Below are 18,204 nucleotides of genomic sequence, written 5' to 3'. Positions count from 1 at the left end.
GGCTGATGAATGAAAAAGGATTTACACTTGTTGAAATGTTGATCGTGCTCTTCATTATTTCGATATTGCTTTTAATTACAATACCGAACGTGACAAAACATAATCAAACCATTCAAAAAAAGGGCTGTGAAGGCTTACAAAACATGGTTAAAGCTCAAATGACTGCTTTTGAGCTTGATCATGAAGGACAAACTCCGAGCCTTGCCGATTTGCAGTCAGAGGGCTATGTGAAAAAGGATGCTGTTTGTCCAAATGGGAAGCGCATTATCATCACTGGCGGAGAAGTTAAGGTTGAACATTAAATTAAACGAGGAGGAGGGGTTTACCCTTTTAGAAAGTTTGCTTGTGTTAAGTATAGCCTCTATCCTCCTAATTGCTGTCTTCACCACACTTCCTCCTGCTTATGAGAATACAGCTGTCCGACAAGCAGCATGGCAGCTGAAAAAAGATATGATGCTCGCACAGCAGACTGCGATTTCCAGTCAACAAAGAACAAAAATTCTCTTTCACAAAAAAGAATATCAATTAGTCATGGGTGATACGGTAATTAAACGTCCTTATACAACGGGACTTTTTATAAAACCGCTGACATTAAAAGACCGTTTGGAGTTTAATGAGAAAGGGCACCCGAATGCAGGCGGAAAAATACAAGTAAAAGGCTATGCGACTTATGACATAACAGTTTATTTAGGGAGCGGGAAAGTCAATGTGGATAGGAAGTAAAGGTTTTTCTACAATAGAAACAATGTCTGCGCTAAGCCTATGGCTGTTTGTGCTGCTGACAGTTGTCCCCTTGTGGAACAAGCTGATAGCTGATGAAAATATGGCTGAATCACGAGAAATCGGTTATCAGATGATGAATGAGAGCATTAGCAAATATGTCATGACTGGTGAAGGAGCCGCGTCAAAAACGATGACAAAGAACAACCATACTTATGCTATGACGTGGGAGGAGGAGGGCGAATATCAAAACGTATGCATCTCAGCGGCAGCTTATAAAGAAAAATCATTTTGCCTCAGCATTCTGCAGACAGAATGGCTACACGCTTCTTAACGTATTATTTTCTCTCTCTGTCTTTTTGCTCATATCAGGATCGTTAGCGACGATTTTCCATTTGTTTTTATCTCGACAGCAGGATCATGACGGTTTTACACAGCAAGAATGGATGATTTCGATAGAACAGATGATGAATGAATGCAAGGAGTCACAGGCAGTTAAGACAGTCGAGCATGGGAGCGTTTTAATTTGCACCAACCTTTCCGGGCAAGACATCCGTTTTGAAGTTTATCATTCTATGGTAAGAAAAAGAGTGGATGGCAAAGGGCATGTTCCCATTTTAGATCATATTACAGCTATGAAAGCTGATATTGAAAATGGTATTGTTTTGCTGAAAATTGAGAGTGAGAAAAAAGTGTATCAAACTTCTTTTCCGGTTTATTCGTATTTAGGAGGAGGGTGAATGTACCGTACGAGAGGGTTTATTTATCCAGCTGTTCTTTTTGTGTCAGCACTTGTGCTGTTAATCGTGAACTTTACTGCTGCTCAATATATTTCACGCTGCATGTTTGAGAAGGAAACGAAAGAGTTATACACAGGAGAGAATTTGCTTCAGAATGGTGCGCTTCTTTCAATTCGGCATGTTCTTGAGCAACAGAAAGGCCAGAAGGGTACGCAGCAATTTCCATATGGACAGGTTTCTTATTACATTCGCGATACATCGATAAAAGAGCAAAAAGAAATCAACTTAAAAGTGTTAACGGAGTCGGGAACAGAAAGAACTGCACTGATCGTGTTTGATCAAAAAAAGAAAAAAATGCTGAGCTGGACAGAATAAAGCAGTCGAAAGGGTATAAAAAAAGTCATATGAGATAACACTTCATAATAATTGAATGATGAGGTGATCACGTGAAAACGAATGATTATGTGAAATATATGACGCAGCAATTTGTCAAATATATAGATACTCCGAGAGATGAGCGTAAAGAACGAAAAGAGGTGCGGAAAGAAACAAAAACGCCCGCTTCCCAGCAGTGGTTCGGTATTTTACCCTATGGCTTCCGTCTTTGGCTCAAGCGGAAAAAATAACCGCAAATTAACGAATAAGGTCCTTCAAAAATGGAGGACCTTATTGATATTCTTCTAAAATGGCAATTTTATTGACCTTTTGGCTATAAGGATCAAATGAAATCGTCACAAAAACACCGAATTCTTTTGACCCTTCCCTCAAAGTTAAATGGTATTGCTTTACTGCTTCATCTTTTCTTTTGCGGTCCCATACTTTTTGTTTGAACAGTACCTGTGCGAGCGGGTATCTTTTTTTGGCTTCTTTTACAGCGATTTCTTCCCATTTGGACATGTGGCGGGCGGTTACGAGCGGTGCGTCTTCTGCGTGAGCGGCAGCGGTGCCGAAGACGAGAAGAGATAGACAAATCACACATTGTTTGATCATCATGCTGTCACCCTTTCTTTGTTTATTATTACCAAATTAGAGCGGGATATGCATTTAATTTCTCACATAACAATCCCAAAAATTTCTAAAAAATTGAAAACATGAGCAATATGGAGCGAGACTTTGTAATATGGCGAAATCATTCTTTTAAACGAACAAAATGGTCGATTTTGATGTTTTTAAATCTATAAATCGTTGATTATACTCTATTTGTGTAGTTCTTTAAAGAGAACGATTATCATATCAAGTTACAGTGTTTACAGGAGGTAAGATATGTTTCGATTGTTTCGCAATCAGCAAAAGGCGAAGACAAAACTGAAAGTGCTGCTTATCTTTCAGCTTTCAGTCATTTTCAGTCTGACTGCCGCAATATGCTTACAATTTTCCGATGATACAAGCGCTGCTTTTCATGATATTGAAACGTTGGATGTCTCACTTCAAACGTGTAAAGACTTTCAGCATACAGATAAAAACTGCCATTATGATAAACGCTGGGATCAAAGTGATTTGCACATATCAGATCAAACAAATACGAAAGGGACTGTATGCTCACCTATTACCTTATTTGCTGAGCTCAAAAATACAGGTGAGAAACTTAAGAAATCAAAGTGGAAGTGGGAGCTTCATAAGCTGGAAAATGCCCGCAAACCGTTAAAGAATGGGAATGTGATCGAAAAAGGGTTTGTCTCCAATCAAATTGGCGATTCACTTTATAAAATTGAGACGAAGAAAAAAATGAAACCCGGCATTTATGCATTTAAAGTATATAAACCGGCCGGCTACCCGGCAGACGGCAGTACATTTGAGTGGTCGGAGCCTATGACGCTTGCAAAATGCGATGAAAAATCGACAGTTTCTAAAAAAGAAATGAAGTCGCACGTCAATAAGGAAACAACACAAAAGGATATACAGAAAAAAACAATTAAAGAAGAAACATCTCAAGAAGCTGTAATAAAAGAAAATGAAACTCAAACAGATCAGAAGGAAAGCGGGGAAGAGGATGAAAAAAGCAATGAAGCTGATCAGTAATATTCTTTATGTGATCATCTTTACTCTTATTATAGTGCTGACACTTGTCGTGATTTCAACACGTTCATCCGGGGGAGAGCCGGCAGTGTTTGGGTACACGTTGAAATCAGTTCTGTCAGGTTCGATGGAGCCGGAGTTCAATACAGGTTCCTTAATATTGGTCAAAGAAATCACTGATGTGAAAGAGCTCCAAAAAGGTGATGTTATTACATTTATGCAGGATGCAAATACGGCGGTTACTCACAGAATTGTTGGCATCACTAAGCAAGAAGACCATTTGTTATTTAAAACAAAAGGTGATAATAATGCTGCAGCCGATTCAGCGCCTGTATCCGACGAAAATGTTCGCGCGCAATACACAGGTTTTCAGCTTCCATATGCCGGCTATATGCTTCATTTTGCCAGCCAGCCGATTGGAACGGCAATTTTATTAATTGTTCCCGGCGTGATGCTGCTAGTGTACGCTTTTGTGACGATCACCAGCGCCATCAGAGAAATTGAAAGAAAGACAAAAGCCTTGGAAACAGATACAAAGGACAGCACCATGTCCACTTAACCTCAGTTGTAAACCTGGCAACAGGTTTCGATATAAAAATATTCAATAAAAGGGGAGTTAGCCATGGGTATGAAAAAGAAATTGAGTTTAGGAGTTGCTTCTGCGGCATTAGGATTAGCTTTAGTTGGAGGAGGAACATGGGCAGCATTTAACGATATTAAATCAAAGGATGCTACTTTTGCATCAGGTACGCTTGATTTATCTGCCAAAGAGAATTCAGCGAGTGTGAACTTATCAAATCTAAAGCCGGGAGATAAGTTGACAAAGGATTTCCAATTTGAAAATAACGGCTCACTTGCGATCAAAGAAGTTTTAATGGCACTTAATTATGGAGATTTTAAAGCAAACGGCGGCAGCAATACTTCTCCGGAAGATTTTCTCAGCCAGTTTGAAGTGACATTATTGACAGTTGGAAAAGAGGGCGGCAATGGTTACCCGAAAAACATTATTTTAGATGATGCGAACCTTAAAGACTTGTATTTGATGTCTGCTAAAAATGATGCAACGGCTGCTGAAAAAATTAAAAAACAAATTGACCCTAAATTCTTACATGCAAGCGGTAAAGTCAATGTAGCAACAATTGACGGTAAAACCGCTCCTGAATATGATGGTGTTCCAAAAACACCAACTGATTTCGATCAGGTTCAAATGGAAATCCAATTCAAAGATGATAAAACAAAAGATGAAAACGGGCTTATGGTTCAAAATAAATACCAAGGCAACTCCATTAAGCTTCAATTCTCGTTCGAAGCTACACAGTGGAACGGCCTGACAATCAAAAAGGACCATACTGATAAAGACGGTTACGTGAAAGAAAATGAAAAAGCGCACAGCGAGGATAAAAATTAAAACAGCAATAAAAAGAGGCGGCCCAGTATATTGTATACTGGGCCGTCTCGATGTTTATTGACAAAAGAGGAGTTAGTGCCTCTGCTCAGGCACTACTCCTCTTTTTGGGATTTTCTCCATTTTTGATAATCTAAAAATTCACGAAATTGTTTTTTCGATACCCCGGATGTCATTGCATCGCGAACCAATTTCTCCCATTCACTATCTAATTGACCATCGTATTCGGTTTCATGTTTCTCATCGAGCAAAGTATGAACCGAGACGTCCAGAACAGCGGAGACTTTTTCGAGAAATTGAATGGAGGGGTTCGTTTGTAGATTTCGTTCTATTGAGCTTAAATAAGACTTCGCTACCCCAGCTTTTTCAGCTAGTTCTGATAGTGAGTAGCCTTTTTCTTTACGGTATTGTTTAATACGCTGGCCAATCAATGTCATCACCTTCCTTGTGATATTATAGCACATTCAGAAAGGATTTACGGTATGACTTCTGGCTGCCGGACCAGGATGAGCAGACTTTTTGTTTAAAAGTAAATATTTTCGTATTTCTTCCGGGCTGATATTTGCCTCTTTGGCTTCCACCATTAATTCAACCCATTCTTGATCCAATTCAAAGTGCTCTTGTTTTGCATTTTTCATGCAGTTTCTCCTCCTAAAATACTTGTTTATGTATTTCAGCCAGTCCGGCCATGACTCATTTTATGCTTCATTAGTCTCTGGAAGTCATTTGCCATTACAATTACCAGAATTTTTTTCCAATATACTTTTATTATAATCGCATTTTCTTAAAAAAAACGAGAACGGTGTCGAATGGTAAAAAAGTTAGCTTGAAATATTATTTTGCAGATAAAACAATCCGCCATTTTCAATTTCAACTGAAATCTTTGGTTGATACAACGTTTTCAGCGCCTGTTTTTCTAGATGGTATTCTTCTGGTTTTTCTTCTATATGCTCGTAAAACTTATCAAGCAATGTCATATCATTTCTCCACCTGTTAACCGCCTGTTCCGCCCAGTCGGACGGCTCCTGCATAGCGGATTTGGAAATATAGTTTTCCATACGTTTAAGCCCGCTTTCTGGTTTGATCATAGGTGAAATAGTGAAGCAATAGTCACATATTTGAGAAGTCAGTGAAAGCTGGGTCAGCTTGCTTTGAAAATCTTCAATAATCGTTCCAGAGACTAGGTGAAGACCTAGTGACAATAGCTTATCCTTTTTCATGTCGGACTGGTATGAAATCGTGACATTTATACCAAGCCAAGGCTGAAGTGGGACTTTGGCTCCGGCTGATTCAATTTTCTCATACATTCTGGTAAATCTCCCATTTTGTTTAACAGCTTTAAATATTTGAAAAAGGCGCGGGGCCCCAAAATATATAAATTCGCCATCTAGGTCTTTTGGCGCATTTTCTTTATCTGTAATAAAGGTGATTTTCATTGGATTCGGATCACCGCCTGTCTTCTCACGCCAATGCCAATAGAAAGGGCGGTTCATGATCTGTTTGTCCATTTCAACTGTAAGCTGTACTGTCATATAGCCTAAGCCTTGATCGACGATTTGGCAGCTGTTTGCTTGAAAAAAACGCAGCAGAAAATCGTGAACCTCTCGCTGTCTCACTACTAAAACCTCCTTACAGGCTAAGATCCTCTTTTTTCAGCAGGCTGCTGTTTTTTATAAGACAAAAATGAGGTTAAGTTATCCATTTTTATTTTCATTTCTTCTTCTGTTGCTGAGTGATACAAAATGTCATGAAGGTGTTCTTCAAAATTGTTCACTTGAATTTTCGTTAAAATATCATCAAGTTCGCCAACCACTTTTTCAAACAAATGAATTTTTTCATATAAAAGCTTTAGAATATGCTCTTCCACCGTATGTTTTGTTGCCATGTTATAAATGTGCACGTCACGCTCCTGCCCGAGCCTGTGAATTCTTCCGATTCTTTGCTCAAGTCGCATCGGGTTCCATGGCAAGTCATAGTTGATCATGTGATTGCAAAATTGAAGGTTAATCCCCTCACCGCCTGCTTCAGTTGCAATAAGAACTTGAATCTTTCCGCGGAAAAGGTCCTTCATCCAGTCTTTTTTCCCGCGTTTAAATCCGCCTCTAAACGGCACAGAACTGATCCCGTTTTGTTGAAGAAACCACTGCAAATAAATCTGGGTTGCCCGGTATTCTGTAAAAATGATGACCTTATCGTCAATCTTTTTGATTAAATCAACGACTTGAAGCGCTTTAGAATTTTGTGTCACTTGATTGATGCGCTCTATTAAAACTGAAATCGTATGCTCATCAATGGCAGGTGCTTGTTTCTCTTTTTGATCAAGCATTTTTTTCAGCGTCATATATACCGCTTCTCTGCTCGAACAGCATTCTCTTTGCAAGGTCATAATTGAGAACATGCTGGCCGGCTTATTGATACTTTCCTTCAAGCGGGAAATTTCATCATAAAGGGCCTGCTCTGAAGGAGAAAATTTAATCGGCACTGTTTCAACATGGCGCTGTTTCCAATTCAGCCCGGTATCATGCCGCCTATTGCGGATCATGACTTTATTCACAAGATCTTTTAAATGTTCATGCGCTTCTAAACTGGTTTTCTTGTTGGCGAACTCCTCCTGAAAGTGATTCTGGCTGCCTAAATGGCCCGGTTTTAGTAAGGACACCAAATTGAAAATCTCTTCGATACGGTTCTGAATTGGCGTCGCGGTAAGAAGCAGGCAATATTTTTTTACGATATTCCGGACAAATTCATAGTTCTTCGTTTTGCTATTTTTCAGTTTGTGTGCCTCATCAATAATGACAAGGTCATATGGGATAGATAGAACGATTTCGCGATGGGGCGAGCGCTTCGCGGTGTCTATTGACGAGACGACAATATCGCATTGTTCCCACACATAGCTTTTCTTTTGTTCAACAGCCGGAATCAAAAATTTTTCCTGAAGCTCTTTGACCCACTGTGACACAAGAGAAGCGGGCACAAGGATCAAAATTTTTTTTGCTAACCCCCGAATCATATATTCTTTTAAAATTAAACCGGCTTCAACCGTTTTCCCGAGACCGACCTCATCTGCTAAAATCGCTTTCCCGTTCATTTTTTCAACCACTTTTTGCGCCACCTCAAGCTGGTGTGGGAGCGGCGTAAAGGAAGGCAGGTATAAAGGAGCCCGTAAGCCTTCAAACTCTGGAATTGCTAATGTTTTCTGGATTTCTGCAGAGAGTTTGTACAGTTCCCAGTTTGCCCAAGGGCCATCGTTTTTCAGCCTTTCAGCAAATTCTTCAGGCCATTTTGCATCGTAGATCATTTCTGCATTCATTGCTTTGAAACCGCCTTTCTTATTCTTCGATTCTTAAGATGTACAATATAAGAAAAATCTGCCCAAATTGCTGTTGCCCAGCATATAGTGATGATGGTAGGATATGAGTATGTATTTGATGTAAGATATTGCTATAGTATGTCCACAACAGCATGAAAATATGAGCGAATGACAGCAAGGGGAGAGACCTGACCGAAAACCTCGGGATACAGGCGCCGAAGGAGCAAACTGCTGAGTGAATCTCTCAGGCAAAAGAACTCTTGCTCGACGCAACTCTGGAGAGTGTTTGCGCGGATGCGCAAACCACCAAAGGGGACGTCTTTGCGTATGCAAAGTAAACTTTCAGGTGCCAGGACAGAGAACCTTCATTTTACATGAGGTGTTTCTCTGTCCTTTTTTGTATGTTTTTTAGCTGCGCCGTTGAAAAAGGGGAGGAATTAGATGCTGAAAAGAACGCCGTTATTTGACCTGTATAAGGAATATGGAGGAAAAACGATTGATTTCGGTGGCTGGGAGCTGCCTGTCCAATTTTCTTCTATAAAAAAAGAACACGAGGCTGTCCGAACTGCAGCCGGTTTGTTTGATGTATCCCATATGGGAGAAATCGAAGTATCAGGAAACGATAGTCTGTCTTTTTTGCAAAGGCTGATGACAAATGATGTTTCTGTGTTAACACCAGGACGTGCTCAATATACGGCGATGTGTTATCCGGATGGCGGAACCGTCGATGATTTGCTTATCTATCAAAAAGGAGAAAACCGCTATCTGCTTGTCATTAATGCTTCTAATATAGATAAAGACTTGGCTTGGATGAAAGAACATGCAGCAGGTGATGTGCAGATTGACAATCAGTCAGATCAAATCGCGCTCTTGGCTGTACAGGGGCCGAAAGCAGAAGCGATCTTAAAAAATCTGACAGCTGCAGATGTGTCTGCCTTAAAGCCGTTTGCGTTTATGGATGAAGCCGATATCAGCGGCTGCAAAGCGCTTATTTCCCGAACTGGCTATACGGGTGAAGACGGGTATGAAATTTACTGCCGCAGTGATGATGCTGTTCATATTTGGAAAAAAATCATTGGTGCAGGGGATGCATATGGACTGATTCCATGTGGTCTCGGTGCACGTGATACGCTTCGATTTGAAGCGAAGCTCCCGCTGTATGGTCAGGAGCTGACCCGGGATATTACACCGATTGAAGCAGGTATAGGCTTTGCTGTAAAGCACAAAAAAGAGTCTGACTTTTTCGGGAAATCAGTATTGAGTGAACAAAAAGAAAACGGAGCGAAGCGTAAACTTGTCGGTCTCGAAATGATTGACAAAGGGATACCGCGGCACGGATATGAAGTTTTTCATAATGGCAAATCCGTAGGAAAGGTGACAACCGGCACGCAGTCACCCACATTAGGGAAAAACGTCGGCCTTGCCTTAATTGCTTCGGAAGCGAGTAATATCGGGACTGTTGTAGATGTAGAGATTCGCAAAAAATTAGTGAAAGCAAAGGTTGTTAAAACACCATTTTATAAACGCTAATATTTTTCTTGGAGAGAGGAGTCAACACATGAAGCACCGTTATTTGCCCGCAACAGAAAAGGATAAACAGGAAATGCTTGCCGCGATCGGCGTAAGCAGCGTCGATGATTTATTTGCTGATATACCGGAGAACGTCAAATATAAAAAAGAGTATCAAATCAAAAAAGCGAAATCAGAAACGGAATTAACAAGAGAACTGACAAATCTGGCCTCTAAAAATCGTGATACCGTACAATATGCTTCTTTCTTGGGAGCGGGTGTATATGACCACTATCAGCCTGTCATTGTGGATCATGTCATTTCGCGCTCTGAGTTTTATACCGCATATACGCCTTATCAGCCAGAGATTTCACAAGGAGAGCTTCAGGCGATTTTTGAATTCCAAACGATGATCTGTGAGCTGACAGGAATGGATATCGCCAACTCCTCTATGTATGATGGCGGAACAGCTTTGGCAGAAGCAGCAATGCTTGCATCAGGCCACACGAAAAAGAAAAAAATTGTTGTGTCAAAAACCGTGCATCCTGAATCGAGGGAAGTGCTGAAAACGTACGCGAAAGGTCAGTATATCGAAGTTGTTGAAGTACCTGCTGCAAATGGCGTTACAGATCTTGATGCTTTGCGCCAAACCGTTTGCGAGGACACAGCCGCAGTGATCGTTCAATACCCTAATTTTTTTGGCCGGATTGAGCCGTTACAGGATATTGAGCCTATCGCTCATCAAGGGAAATCCATGTTTATTGTATCAGCCAACCCGCTTGCGCTGGGCCTCCTCACGCCACCTGGCAAGTTTCACTCTGATATCGTCGTCGGTGATGCGCAGCCTTTCGGCATTCCTTCAGCATACGGCGGCCCGCACTGCGGCTTTTTTGCCGTTACGAAAAAATTGATGAGAAAGGTGCCGGGCCGCCTCGTCGGGCAAACGGAAGACGAAAACGGGAAAAGAGGCTTTGTGCTTACATTGCAAGCCAGGGAGCAGCATATTCGCCGGGATAAAGCAACATCAAATATTTGCTCGAACCAAGCGTTAAATGCGCTGGCGGCATCAGTGGCCATGACTGCTCTTGGAAAAAACGGTGTAAAAGAAATAGCCCGCCAAAATCTCTTAAAAGCCAACTATGCAAAGCAAGAAGCAAAAAAAGCAGGCCTTACCGTTATGTTTGACGGATCGATGTTTAATGAATTTGTCATCAAACTGAAGGAACCAGTGAGAGCTGTGAACCAGCGTTTGCTGGCAAAAGGAATGATTGGCGGATATGATCTTGGGCTGACGTACCCGGAGCTAAACTGTCATATGCTGGTTGCTGTAACGGAGCTGAGAACAAAAGAAGAAATTGACGCACTCATTCAGGAATTGGGGGATCGCCATGAGTAATCAGGATCAGGCACTTATTTTTGAGCTTTCCAGAGAAGGCCGTATCGGCTACAGTCTGCCGGAGCTCGATGTACCGGAAATCGAATTGGAGGGCCTCTTGTCAGACACCTATATTCGTGACGAAGACGTAGCGCTGCCGGAGGTTTCAGAGCTGGATATCATGCGCCATTATACGGCGCTCTCCAAACGCAATCACGGGGTGGATTCCGGCTTTTACCCGCTCGGTTCTTGCACGATGAAATATAATCCGAAAATCAATGAGAAAATCGCGCGTATTCCCGGTTTTGCTGCGATTCACCCCCTTCAGGATGAAAGCACGGTACAAGGCGCGTTAGAGCTTTTATATGATTTAAGCAAGCACCTTGAAGAAATAACGGGAATGGATGAAGTAACGCTTCAGCCTGCTGCCGGAGCGCACGGTGAATGGACGGGGCTGATGATGATCCGCGCCTATCATGAAGCGCGCGGGGATTTCAAGCGGACGAAGGTCATTGTCCCTGATTCCGCGCACGGGACGAATCCTGCATCAGCGACAGTAGCAGGCTTTGAAACCGTTACGGTGAAATCGAATGAAAATGGACTTGTTGATTTAGAGGATTTAAAAAGAGCAGTGAATGAAGAAACTGCAGCTCTTATGCTGACGAATCCGAACACGCTCGGCTTGTTTGAGGAACAGATTACAGAGATGGCGGAGATTGTTCACGAAGCGGGAGGGAAATTGTACTATGACGGCGCTAATTTAAATGCCGTTTTAAGCAAAGCGAGACCTGGGGATATGGGATTTGACGTGGTGCACCTCAACCTGCATAAAACATTCACAGGCCCTCATGGCGGCGGAGGCCCCGGCTCAGGCCCTGTCGGCGTAAAACAAGATCTGATTCCGTATTTGCCAAAACCCGTTTTAGTCAAAAAAGAAGGGCGCTTTACGTTTGATTATGACCGCCCTCATGCGATCGGCCGCGTGAAGCCGTATTACGGCAACTTTGGCATTAATGTCAGAGCGTATACGTACATCCGTTCCATGGGGCCTGACGGGTTACAAGCTGTTACTGAGAACGCAGTGTTAAACGCCAACTATATGATGAGAAAGCTCGCGCCTTATTACGATCTTCCGTTTGACCGCCATTGCAAGCATGAATTTGTATTGTCAGGGAAGCGGCAGAAAAATCTGGGAGTGCGTACGCTTGATATTGCAAAACGGCTGCTTGATTTCGGCTATCATCCGCCGACAATTTATTTTCCGCTTAATGTTGAAGAATGCATCATGATTGAGCCGACAGAGACAGAATCAAAGGAAACACTGGATGCGTTTATTGATGCTATGATTCAAATCGCAAAAGAAGCGGAGGAGAATCCGGAGCTTGTTCAGGAGGCGCCGCATACAACGATTGTAAAACGAATGGATGAAACAAAAGCGGCGAGACACCCGGTGCTCAGATATGAGGCGGAAGAGAAATAAATAAAAACAGCTGTCTGCCAGACAGCTGTTTTGCTTTATTTCTTCGCTTTAATCTTTCCGCCCCATTTTTTAAAGCCGCCTTTTAGGTTATAAATCTCAGTGCAGCCGTTTTTGCGCAGGGTTTGTGCCGCGCGTCCGCTGCGGACACTGTTTTGGCAGTATAGGTAAACAGGCTTGTCCGGACGGATTTCATTTTTTCTCTGTTTCAGCTGAGACAGCGGGATGTTGCGGGCGCCTAAAATATGTCCGCCCTCAAACTCATTTGGTTCACGAACGTCAATAAGCTGCGCTTTGCGGTAACCAGCGCGGAATTCTTCTTCGGTAAGTGTTTTCATAATACGCTGCTGATAAACATATGAAGCAATCATATAGACAATAAATGCAGCAAAAATAATCAAAACGATCATATTAGACAATGTGATTCTACTCCTTTAGCATATAAAATCAAAACCCTGCTTCATAAAACAAGGCCATAGAGCCGTTTTCGACAAATACTATTATAGTAAAGCACAGCGTGATTGTCATCTATAATGGAACTAAAATATTTTTCATTTTCCCGGCAGTTTGATAAACTGATTCTATTAAAACGGTAAGGAAGGTCTTAAAATGCAAAAAGAAACTTGGCGGTTTATAGACTCAGGCAATGCAAGTCCTGCATTCAATATGGCGCTTGATGAAGCGCTTTTATATTGGCACAGCGAGAAGAAAATTCCCCCGGTTATCCGTTTTTATGGCTGGAATCCGGCGACGCTTTCTGTAGGGTATTTTCAAAATATTAAAAAGGAAATCAATTTTGAAGCAGTACATAAGTATAATCTCGGATTCGTCAGACGCCCGACCGGAGGGAGAGGCGTTCTGCACGATCAGGAATTGACATACAGCGTGATTGTTTCGGAAGAGCACCCCGAAATGCCGGCGACTGTTACTGAGGCATATCGGGTTATTTCAGAAGGCATACTTCAAGGCTTTAGAAATCTCGGTCTGGACGCTTACTTTGCCATCCCGAGAACCGAAAAAGAAAAAGAAAGCTTAAAAAATCCGCGGTCATCCGTTTGTTTTGACGCGCCTTCGTGGTACGAGCTAGTGGTTGAGGGCCGGAAGGTGGCGGGAAGCGCGCAAACGAGACAAAAAGGCGTGATTCTTCAGCATGGCTCCATTCTTCTTGATTTGGATGAGGACAAGCTGTTCGATCTGTTCTTATATCCAAGTGAAAGAGTAAGAGAGCGGATGCAGCGCAATTTCAAAAATAAAGCGGTTGCCATTAATGAACTAACCGAAAAACGGGTGACGATGGATGAGGCTCGTAAAGCCTTTAAAGAAGGATTTGAAACAGGTCTTAACATTCATCTGGAGCCGTACGAACTTTCTCAGGAAGAGCTTGATTTCGTTCATCACTTGGCTGAAACAAAGTATGCTTCAGATGAATGGAATTATAAGCGGTAAACAGGGCTTTTGACCCGCGGAGCATCCTTGTTTTTTCAAGTTCATTAGTGTAAACTTGTAATGGTTTATAAAGTTAAGGTGCTTTTTGGGAGGGTTTCGATGACAACACCAAGTATGGAAGATTATATTGAACAGATTTATATGCTGATTGAAGAAAAAGGATATGCACGAGTTTCCGATATCGCGGAAGCATTGGCAGTCCATCCCTCCTCTGTAACAAAAATGGTTCAAAAACTAGATAAAGACGAATATTTAATTTATGAAAAATATCGCGGTCTCGTGTTAACGTCTAAAGGGAAAAAAATAGGCAAACGGCTGGTTTACAGACATGAATTGCTTGAGCAGTTTTTAAGAATCATTGGTGTTGATGAAGAGAAAATATATAACGATGTCGAAGGAATCGAACATCATTTAAGCTGGAACAGCATTGATCGCATCGGGGATCTTGTTCAATATTTTGAAGAAGATGATACCCGTAAAAAAGATCTGAAATCAATCCAAAAGAAAACAGAACATCATAATCAGTAAAAAGGCGGTCTCAAAGGAGGCCGTCTTTTTTGATGCGGTGCGCCACCCGTCATTCGTTGGTCTATTTCTTCGCGTGTTTTCTTAAAATGGTAATAAACGATCGGATGGAGGGGGAGGGAATGAGATGTATATTGACGGTGTGTTTTCCGGCGGAGGAGTAAAAGGCATTGCGCTTGCAGGTGCTTATGAAGTGCTTGAGGAAAAAGGCTTCCGTTTTAAAAGGGTTGCGGGAACAAGCGCGGGCGCCATTATTGCCGCTTTCATTGCGTCAGGTTACACCAGTAAGGAAATCCACGCTTTAATTGAAGAAGTGGACGGAGAGAAATTGCTGGATCAGAGGTACTCTTTTCTCCCCTTAAAAATGCTCCAGTGGGTGTCCATCTACTGGCGTCTTGGATTATACAAAGGCGATACGATAGAAAAATGGATTGCTGATCTGTTAAGAGCGAAAGGCATAAGGGTTTTCGGCGATTTGCAGAAAGGGTCTCTGCGCCTTATTGCTTCTGATCTGACAAACGGCACCATGATTGTTTTGCCGGACGATTTGCCCCGTTACGGGTTAAATCCCGATATGTTCCCGGTTGCCAGAGCGGTCAGAATGAGCTGCAGCATTCCGTATTTTTTTGAACCGATAAAATTAAAAACGGACACAGGCACCGCTACGGTTGTTGACGGTGGTGTGTTAAGCAATTTCCCCATCTGGCTGTTTTCAAAGGAAAGAAAGCGGCCTGTGATCGGTGTGACGCTTGCGCCGCGTGAAAGGGAACGTCCGAAAAAAAATATCCGCAACGCTTTCGAACTGTTCGGCGCCCTGTTTGAAACGATGAAGGATGCCCATGACGCAAGACACATAGCATCACGCTATGAACAAAATATTATTTTTCTCCCTGTTGATGACGTAATGGCGACTGATTTTCATTTAACGCAACAAAAAAAACTAGCCCTGATTGAGCTAGGTAAAAGACGGACAGAGCTGTTTTTAAAGCAGTGGACCTATTAAAAAAGCGCTCTGTTTTTCTTTTTATTTTTTTTCCCTTCTATAACAGTCAGCTGAGTCTGGCTTTTTTTCTTGAGAATCATCGGCTTAGGCTTGCTGGCGCTCGGAACGCTTCGCAGGTGGCTGACACGTCCCTTATGTCCGGCGCGGTGTTTTGCTTTTTGTTCTTTCATCCGGCGCCGCGATTGTTTCGCCGCTTTTTTAAAGGCTGCTCCTTCGCTGCCCGCATTTCGATTCATTACATATTTCACAATAAAATAAATAATGATACCTGCCACGATGACGGTAACCGCCATTTTTGCCATTTCCCCGGGATTGGTTACCAGCACATAGAGGAAACCGAACGCTCCCAGCGCAATTAATACAGCAACAATAGGTTGTACACGATGATTCATAACTGTCCACCTCCGAAAGTAGTAGCAGGGCAACGGATTTTAGATGACGTTGTGAGAAGGCTTCTGATTTTGCTCAGACAATTCTTCGAGTCTGAGAAGTTCGTTAAAGCTTTCAATGGCAACTTCAACCTGGTCATCCTTAGGTTCCTTCGTAGTTAACAGCTGAAGCCAAAGTCCCGGGTACCCTAGTAATTTCAGACCGCGAATATCACGCACTTTGTTTGTCAGCTGCAGAACTTCAAAGGATATACCAAGTACGACCGGTATCAGTGCGACACGATCTATCACACGCAGCCAAAGCGGATCTGTCGGAACGAGTAAATAAACAAACATGCCGACAATAATCGTAAATAAAATAAAGCTTGATCCGCAGCGGTAATGAAGCCGAGATTGGTTTTGGACATTCTCCACAGTAATTGGCAAATTCTGTTCATAACAGTTTATGACTTTATGTTCGGCTCCATGATATTGAAACACTCTTTTAATGAGCGGTGTCATGGACAAAAAATAGATGTAACCGAGCAGCAAAATCAACTTAAACAGGCTTTCAACCGCGATTTGAGCTATGTCCGATGAAAAAATCGGCCTTGTCAGTTCAGCTAAGAAAACCGGAACCAATGTAAATACGAATTTACTGAACAAAAATGAAAGGACGCCGATAACCGCGAGGCTGAGATACATAGACAGTCCAGACGATTTTTTTTCTTCCTGCTCAAGTGTCTCGTCTTCAGATGGATCGAGCCCGTAACGTTCGCTTGAAAAATTCAAATGCTTTGTGCCGTTTGCACTCGCTTCGATAATGGCCGCGATCCCCCGTAAAAACGGTATCTTTTTTACAATGTTCAGTTTCGGGTTGTGTTTGCGGGGAAGCTTAAAAAAGTTCATGCTTCCATCCGTTCTTCTGATGGCTGTAACGTAATGATGCTTTCCGCCAAACATAACGCCTTCCACAACAGCCTGCCCGCCGTAAGCGGGCGGAATTTTATGTTTTGACATATTATCAACCTGCCTATTTCTTTAGGATTGCTAACCATTTCCTTTCACTCTATTGTACAGGAAACAGCGCTAAACCTCTAGATTGACAGGCTGAAAAAATTGCCAAAGCCTTGCTTTTTCTACATGCATTATACCCGTTATTTTCAAATTTTACTCGCAGCTGTCAAAAAGTGTGAGCTTTTTTATTGACATTTCATTTTTTGGGCACACTTTAACTGGAGGTGCCATGATGACAAGCGAAAAAGATACAGAACAAAATGAAGAATTGAATGAGAAGCAAGGGCCGCCTGTTTCAATGGCCGGCAGGGTGGCAGCAACAGGTTTTTGCGGAGGCGTATTATGGAGTTTCGTTGCTTATATCGCATATTTGTTTCATTTTTCTGAAATCAGCCCGAATATGATTTTGCAGCCGTTTGTGCTCGGAGAGTGGAAAAAACATGGACTAGGAACGGTGATCAGCATCATTTTGATTGGAATAATTTCAATTGGCGCAGCGTTTCTTTATTTTCTTCTATTGAAACGTTTAAAAACTATGTGGCCGGGTATTTTATACGGCTTGGTGCTTTGGCTGCTCGTGTTTTTTGTTTTTAATCCGATTTTTCCAGATGTGCGCACGGTGACCGAACTGACATCAGATACCATTATTACGACGATTTGCATTTATTTGCTTTACGGGCTGTTTGTCGGGTATTCCATTTCATTTGAATACAATGAGCTGAATTCGGAAAAGCTGGCACGTGCGCTGGGAATGCATAGAGAATAGTGTATAAACCTTTTCCAGTATGATAAAATGTTCACGAGAAGTGAACATTTTTTGCATGAGAAACCCTCGCGAAAAGGAGAGATTATGTGCCTCATTTTTTGATTTTGAACGGACCGAATGTCAATCGGCTTGGGAAGCGTGAGCCTGAACTATTCGGCCGCCAGACGCTGACCGATATTGAAACAGATTTATTTCAATTTGCTGAAGCCTTACATATCCAGCTCACTTTCTTCCAGTCTAATCACGAAGGTGATTTGATCGATGCGATACATGAGGCTGAGGAGCAATACAGCGGGATTGTTCTGAACCCCGGCGCCCTGAGCCATTACAGCTATGCGATCAGGGATGCTGTTTCAAGCATCAGTCTTCCTGTGGTTGAGGTGCATTTATCAAACTTATACGCCAGGGAAGAATTCAGGCATCAGTCGGTTATCGCTCCGGTTGCGAAAGGGCAGATTGTCGGTCTTGGAGCTGAAGGCTACAAGCTTGCTGTTCGCTACTTATTAAGCCAGCAAGGGGGAGAATAA

Annotated in this window: 25 protein-coding genes and 1 riboswitch; of the genes, 17 read left to right on the top strand and 8 right to left on the bottom strand. The window is 42.3% G+C overall.

Features of this window, described 5'->3' with window-relative positions:
• The first annotated feature begins 5 nt into the window (after positions 1-5).
• From comGC to C1T29_RS14030, 6 genes are all read left to right on the top strand, one after another.
• Positions 6-302 carry a comG operon protein ComGC gene (gene comGC, locus C1T29_RS14055; RefSeq protein WP_003230162.1) on the top strand — a complete coding sequence of 99 codons (297 nt, stop codon included), beginning with the start codon at positions 6-8 and terminating at the stop codon, positions 300-302.
• The gene (gene comGD, locus C1T29_RS14050) at positions 292-723 is read left to right on the top strand and encodes a competence type IV pilus minor pilin ComGD (protein WP_095431686.1); all 432 of its coding nucleotides are present in this window, start codon (positions 292-294) and stop codon (positions 721-723) included. Before comGC ends, comGD begins: the two co-directional genes overlap by 11 nt.
• Complete coding sequence (gene comGE / locus C1T29_RS14045) at positions 707-1,054, top strand: competence type IV pilus minor pilin ComGE (protein ID WP_103749588.1); 348 nt, start codon at positions 707-709, stop codon at positions 1,052-1,054. Before comGD ends, comGE begins: the two co-directional genes overlap by 17 nt.
• Before the next feature lie 25 nt (positions 1,055-1,079).
• Entirely contained in the window at positions 1,080-1,460 is a 381-nt protein-coding gene (locus C1T29_RS14040) for a competence type IV pilus minor pilin ComGF (RefSeq protein ID WP_095431684.1), read from the top strand.
• Positions 1,461-1,835, top strand: coding sequence for a competence type IV pilus minor pilin ComGG (gene comGG, locus C1T29_RS14035; protein ID WP_040082643.1), 375 nt, complete (start codon positions 1,461-1,463; stop codon positions 1,833-1,835).
• Between the two features lie 71 nt (positions 1,836-1,906).
• Positions 1,907-2,086 carry a YqzE family protein gene (locus C1T29_RS14030; protein WP_014480252.1) on the top strand — a complete coding sequence of 60 codons (180 nt, stop codon included), beginning with the start codon at positions 1,907-1,909 and terminating at the stop codon, positions 2,084-2,086.
• Between the two features lie 40 nt (positions 2,087-2,126).
• On the opposite strand, the gene C1T29_RS14025 is transcribed toward C1T29_RS14030, so the two are convergent.
• A complete protein-coding gene (locus C1T29_RS14025; protein ID WP_014664589.1) occupies positions 2,127-2,453 on the bottom strand; it encodes a YqzG/YhdC family protein in 327 nt (108 codons plus the stop codon).
• A gap of 270 nt (positions 2,454-2,723) precedes the next feature.
• Here C1T29_RS14025 and tapA point away from each other — a divergent pair, with 270 nt between their 5' ends.
• The 3 genes from tapA to tasA all read left to right on the top strand — a co-directional run bounded on the left by tapA (position 2,724) and on the right by tasA (position 4,884).
• Entirely contained in the window at positions 2,724-3,479 is a 756-nt protein-coding gene (gene tapA, locus C1T29_RS14020; RefSeq protein ID WP_103749589.1) for an amyloid fiber anchoring/assembly protein TapA, read from the top strand.
• The gene (sipW, locus tag C1T29_RS14015; RefSeq protein WP_014664587.1) at positions 3,463-4,035 is read left to right on the top strand and encodes a signal peptidase I SipW; all 573 of its coding nucleotides are present in this window, start codon (positions 3,463-3,465) and stop codon (positions 4,033-4,035) included. Before tapA ends, sipW begins: the two co-directional genes overlap by 17 nt.
• Before the next feature lie 63 nt (positions 4,036-4,098).
• Complete coding sequence (gene tasA, locus C1T29_RS14010; protein WP_103749590.1) at positions 4,099-4,884, top strand: biofilm matrix protein TasA; 786 nt, start codon at positions 4,099-4,101, stop codon at positions 4,882-4,884.
• Positions 4,885-4,976: 92 nt separating this feature from the next.
• Here tasA and sinR read toward each other — a convergent pair whose 3' ends face one another.
• The 4 genes from sinR to C1T29_RS13990 form a co-directional block, all read right to left on the bottom strand.
• On the bottom strand, positions 4,977-5,312 hold the full coding sequence (sinR, locus tag C1T29_RS14005; protein ID WP_003226345.1) for a transcriptional regulator SinR: 336 nt from the start codon (positions 5,310-5,312) through the stop codon (positions 4,977-4,979).
• A gap of 33 nt (positions 5,313-5,345) precedes the next feature.
• Complete coding sequence (gene sinI / locus C1T29_RS14000; RefSeq protein ID WP_003230187.1) at positions 5,346-5,519, bottom strand: anti-repressor SinI; 174 nt, start codon at positions 5,517-5,519, stop codon at positions 5,346-5,348.
• A 183-nt stretch (positions 5,520-5,702) separates the two neighbouring features.
• A complete protein-coding gene (locus C1T29_RS13995; RefSeq protein WP_014664585.1) occupies positions 5,703-6,497 on the bottom strand; it encodes a YqhG family protein in 795 nt (264 codons plus the stop codon).
• A 20-nt stretch (positions 6,498-6,517) separates the two neighbouring features.
• A complete protein-coding gene (locus tag C1T29_RS13990; RefSeq protein WP_103749591.1) occupies positions 6,518-8,191 on the bottom strand; it encodes a DEAD/DEAH box helicase in 1,674 nt (557 codons plus the stop codon).
• Between the two features lie 168 nt (positions 8,192-8,359).
• Positions 8,360-8,461, top strand: a riboswitch (glycine riboswitch).
• 171 nt (positions 8,462-8,632) lie between these two features.
• Here C1T29_RS13990 and gcvT point away from each other — a divergent pair.
• The 3 genes from gcvT to gcvPB are packed head-to-tail and all read left to right on the top strand — an operon-like array spanning position 8,633 to position 12,555.
• A complete protein-coding gene (gcvT, locus tag C1T29_RS13985) occupies positions 8,633-9,721 on the top strand; it encodes a glycine cleavage system aminomethyltransferase GcvT (RefSeq protein ID WP_103749592.1) in 1,089 nt (362 codons plus the stop codon).
• 28 nt (positions 9,722-9,749) lie between these two features.
• On the top strand, positions 9,750-11,096 hold the full coding sequence (gene gcvPA / locus C1T29_RS13980) for an aminomethyl-transferring glycine dehydrogenase subunit GcvPA (RefSeq protein ID WP_103749593.1): 1,347 nt from the start codon (positions 9,750-9,752) through the stop codon (positions 11,094-11,096).
• Positions 11,089-12,555 carry an aminomethyl-transferring glycine dehydrogenase subunit GcvPB gene (gcvPB, locus tag C1T29_RS13975; RefSeq protein ID WP_095431679.1) on the top strand — a complete coding sequence of 489 codons (1,467 nt, stop codon included), beginning with the start codon at positions 11,089-11,091 and terminating at the stop codon, positions 12,553-12,555. The genes gcvPA and gcvPB overlap by 8 nt, the downstream gene beginning before the upstream one ends.
• A 35-nt stretch (positions 12,556-12,590) precedes the next feature.
• Here the strand turns inward: gcvPB and C1T29_RS13970 are convergent, their stop codons facing one another.
• A complete protein-coding gene (locus tag C1T29_RS13970) occupies positions 12,591-12,971 on the bottom strand; it encodes a rhodanese-like domain-containing protein (protein WP_014664580.1) in 381 nt (126 codons plus the stop codon).
• 190 nt (positions 12,972-13,161) lie between these two features.
• Here C1T29_RS13970 and lipM point away from each other — a divergent pair, with 190 nt between their 5' ends.
• The 3 genes from lipM to C1T29_RS13955 all read left to right on the top strand — a co-directional run bounded on the left by lipM (position 13,162) and on the right by C1T29_RS13955 (position 15,526).
• Entirely contained in the window at positions 13,162-13,998 is an 837-nt protein-coding gene (lipM, locus tag C1T29_RS13965) for an octanoyltransferase LipM (RefSeq protein WP_014664579.1), read from the top strand.
• Positions 13,999-14,097: 99 nt separating this feature from the next.
• Positions 14,098-14,526 (top strand): transcriptional regulator MntR, encoded by a 429-nt coding sequence (mntR, locus tag C1T29_RS13960; RefSeq protein WP_014664578.1) that lies wholly within the window; start codon positions 14,098-14,100, stop codon positions 14,524-14,526.
• 124 nt (positions 14,527-14,650) lie between these two features.
• Positions 14,651-15,526 carry a patatin-like phospholipase family protein gene (locus C1T29_RS13955; RefSeq protein ID WP_095431677.1) on the top strand — a complete coding sequence of 292 codons (876 nt, stop codon included), beginning with the start codon at positions 14,651-14,653 and terminating at the stop codon, positions 15,524-15,526.
• Here C1T29_RS13955 and C1T29_RS13950 read toward each other — a convergent pair.
• Positions 15,523-15,918, bottom strand: a complete 396-nt coding sequence (locus C1T29_RS13950) for an SA1362 family protein (RefSeq protein WP_014664576.1) — start codon at positions 15,916-15,918, stop codon at positions 15,523-15,525. The genes C1T29_RS13955 and C1T29_RS13950 overlap by 4 nt on opposite strands.
• A 39-nt stretch (positions 15,919-15,957) precedes the next feature.
• Positions 15,958-16,914 (bottom strand): DUF1385 domain-containing protein, encoded by a 957-nt coding sequence (locus C1T29_RS13945; RefSeq protein ID WP_014664575.1) that lies wholly within the window; start codon positions 16,912-16,914, stop codon positions 15,958-15,960.
• Positions 16,915-17,140: 226 nt separating this feature from the next.
• On the opposite strand from C1T29_RS13945, the gene C1T29_RS13940 reads away from it, so the two are divergent.
• Positions 17,141-17,677 carry a YqhR family membrane protein gene (locus C1T29_RS13940; protein WP_095431676.1) on the top strand — a complete coding sequence of 179 codons (537 nt, stop codon included), beginning with the start codon at positions 17,141-17,143 and terminating at the stop codon, positions 17,675-17,677.
• Positions 17,678-17,763: 86 nt separating this feature from the next.
• Entirely contained in the window at positions 17,764-18,204 is a 441-nt protein-coding gene (gene aroQ, locus C1T29_RS13935; RefSeq protein ID WP_103749594.1) for a type II 3-dehydroquinate dehydratase, read from the top strand.

Source organism: Bacillus sp. MBGLi79 (genome assembly GCF_002953915.1).
The sequence above is the reverse complement of the archived record's forward strand: the minus strand, read 5'-3'. Positions and strand labels throughout refer to the sequence as shown.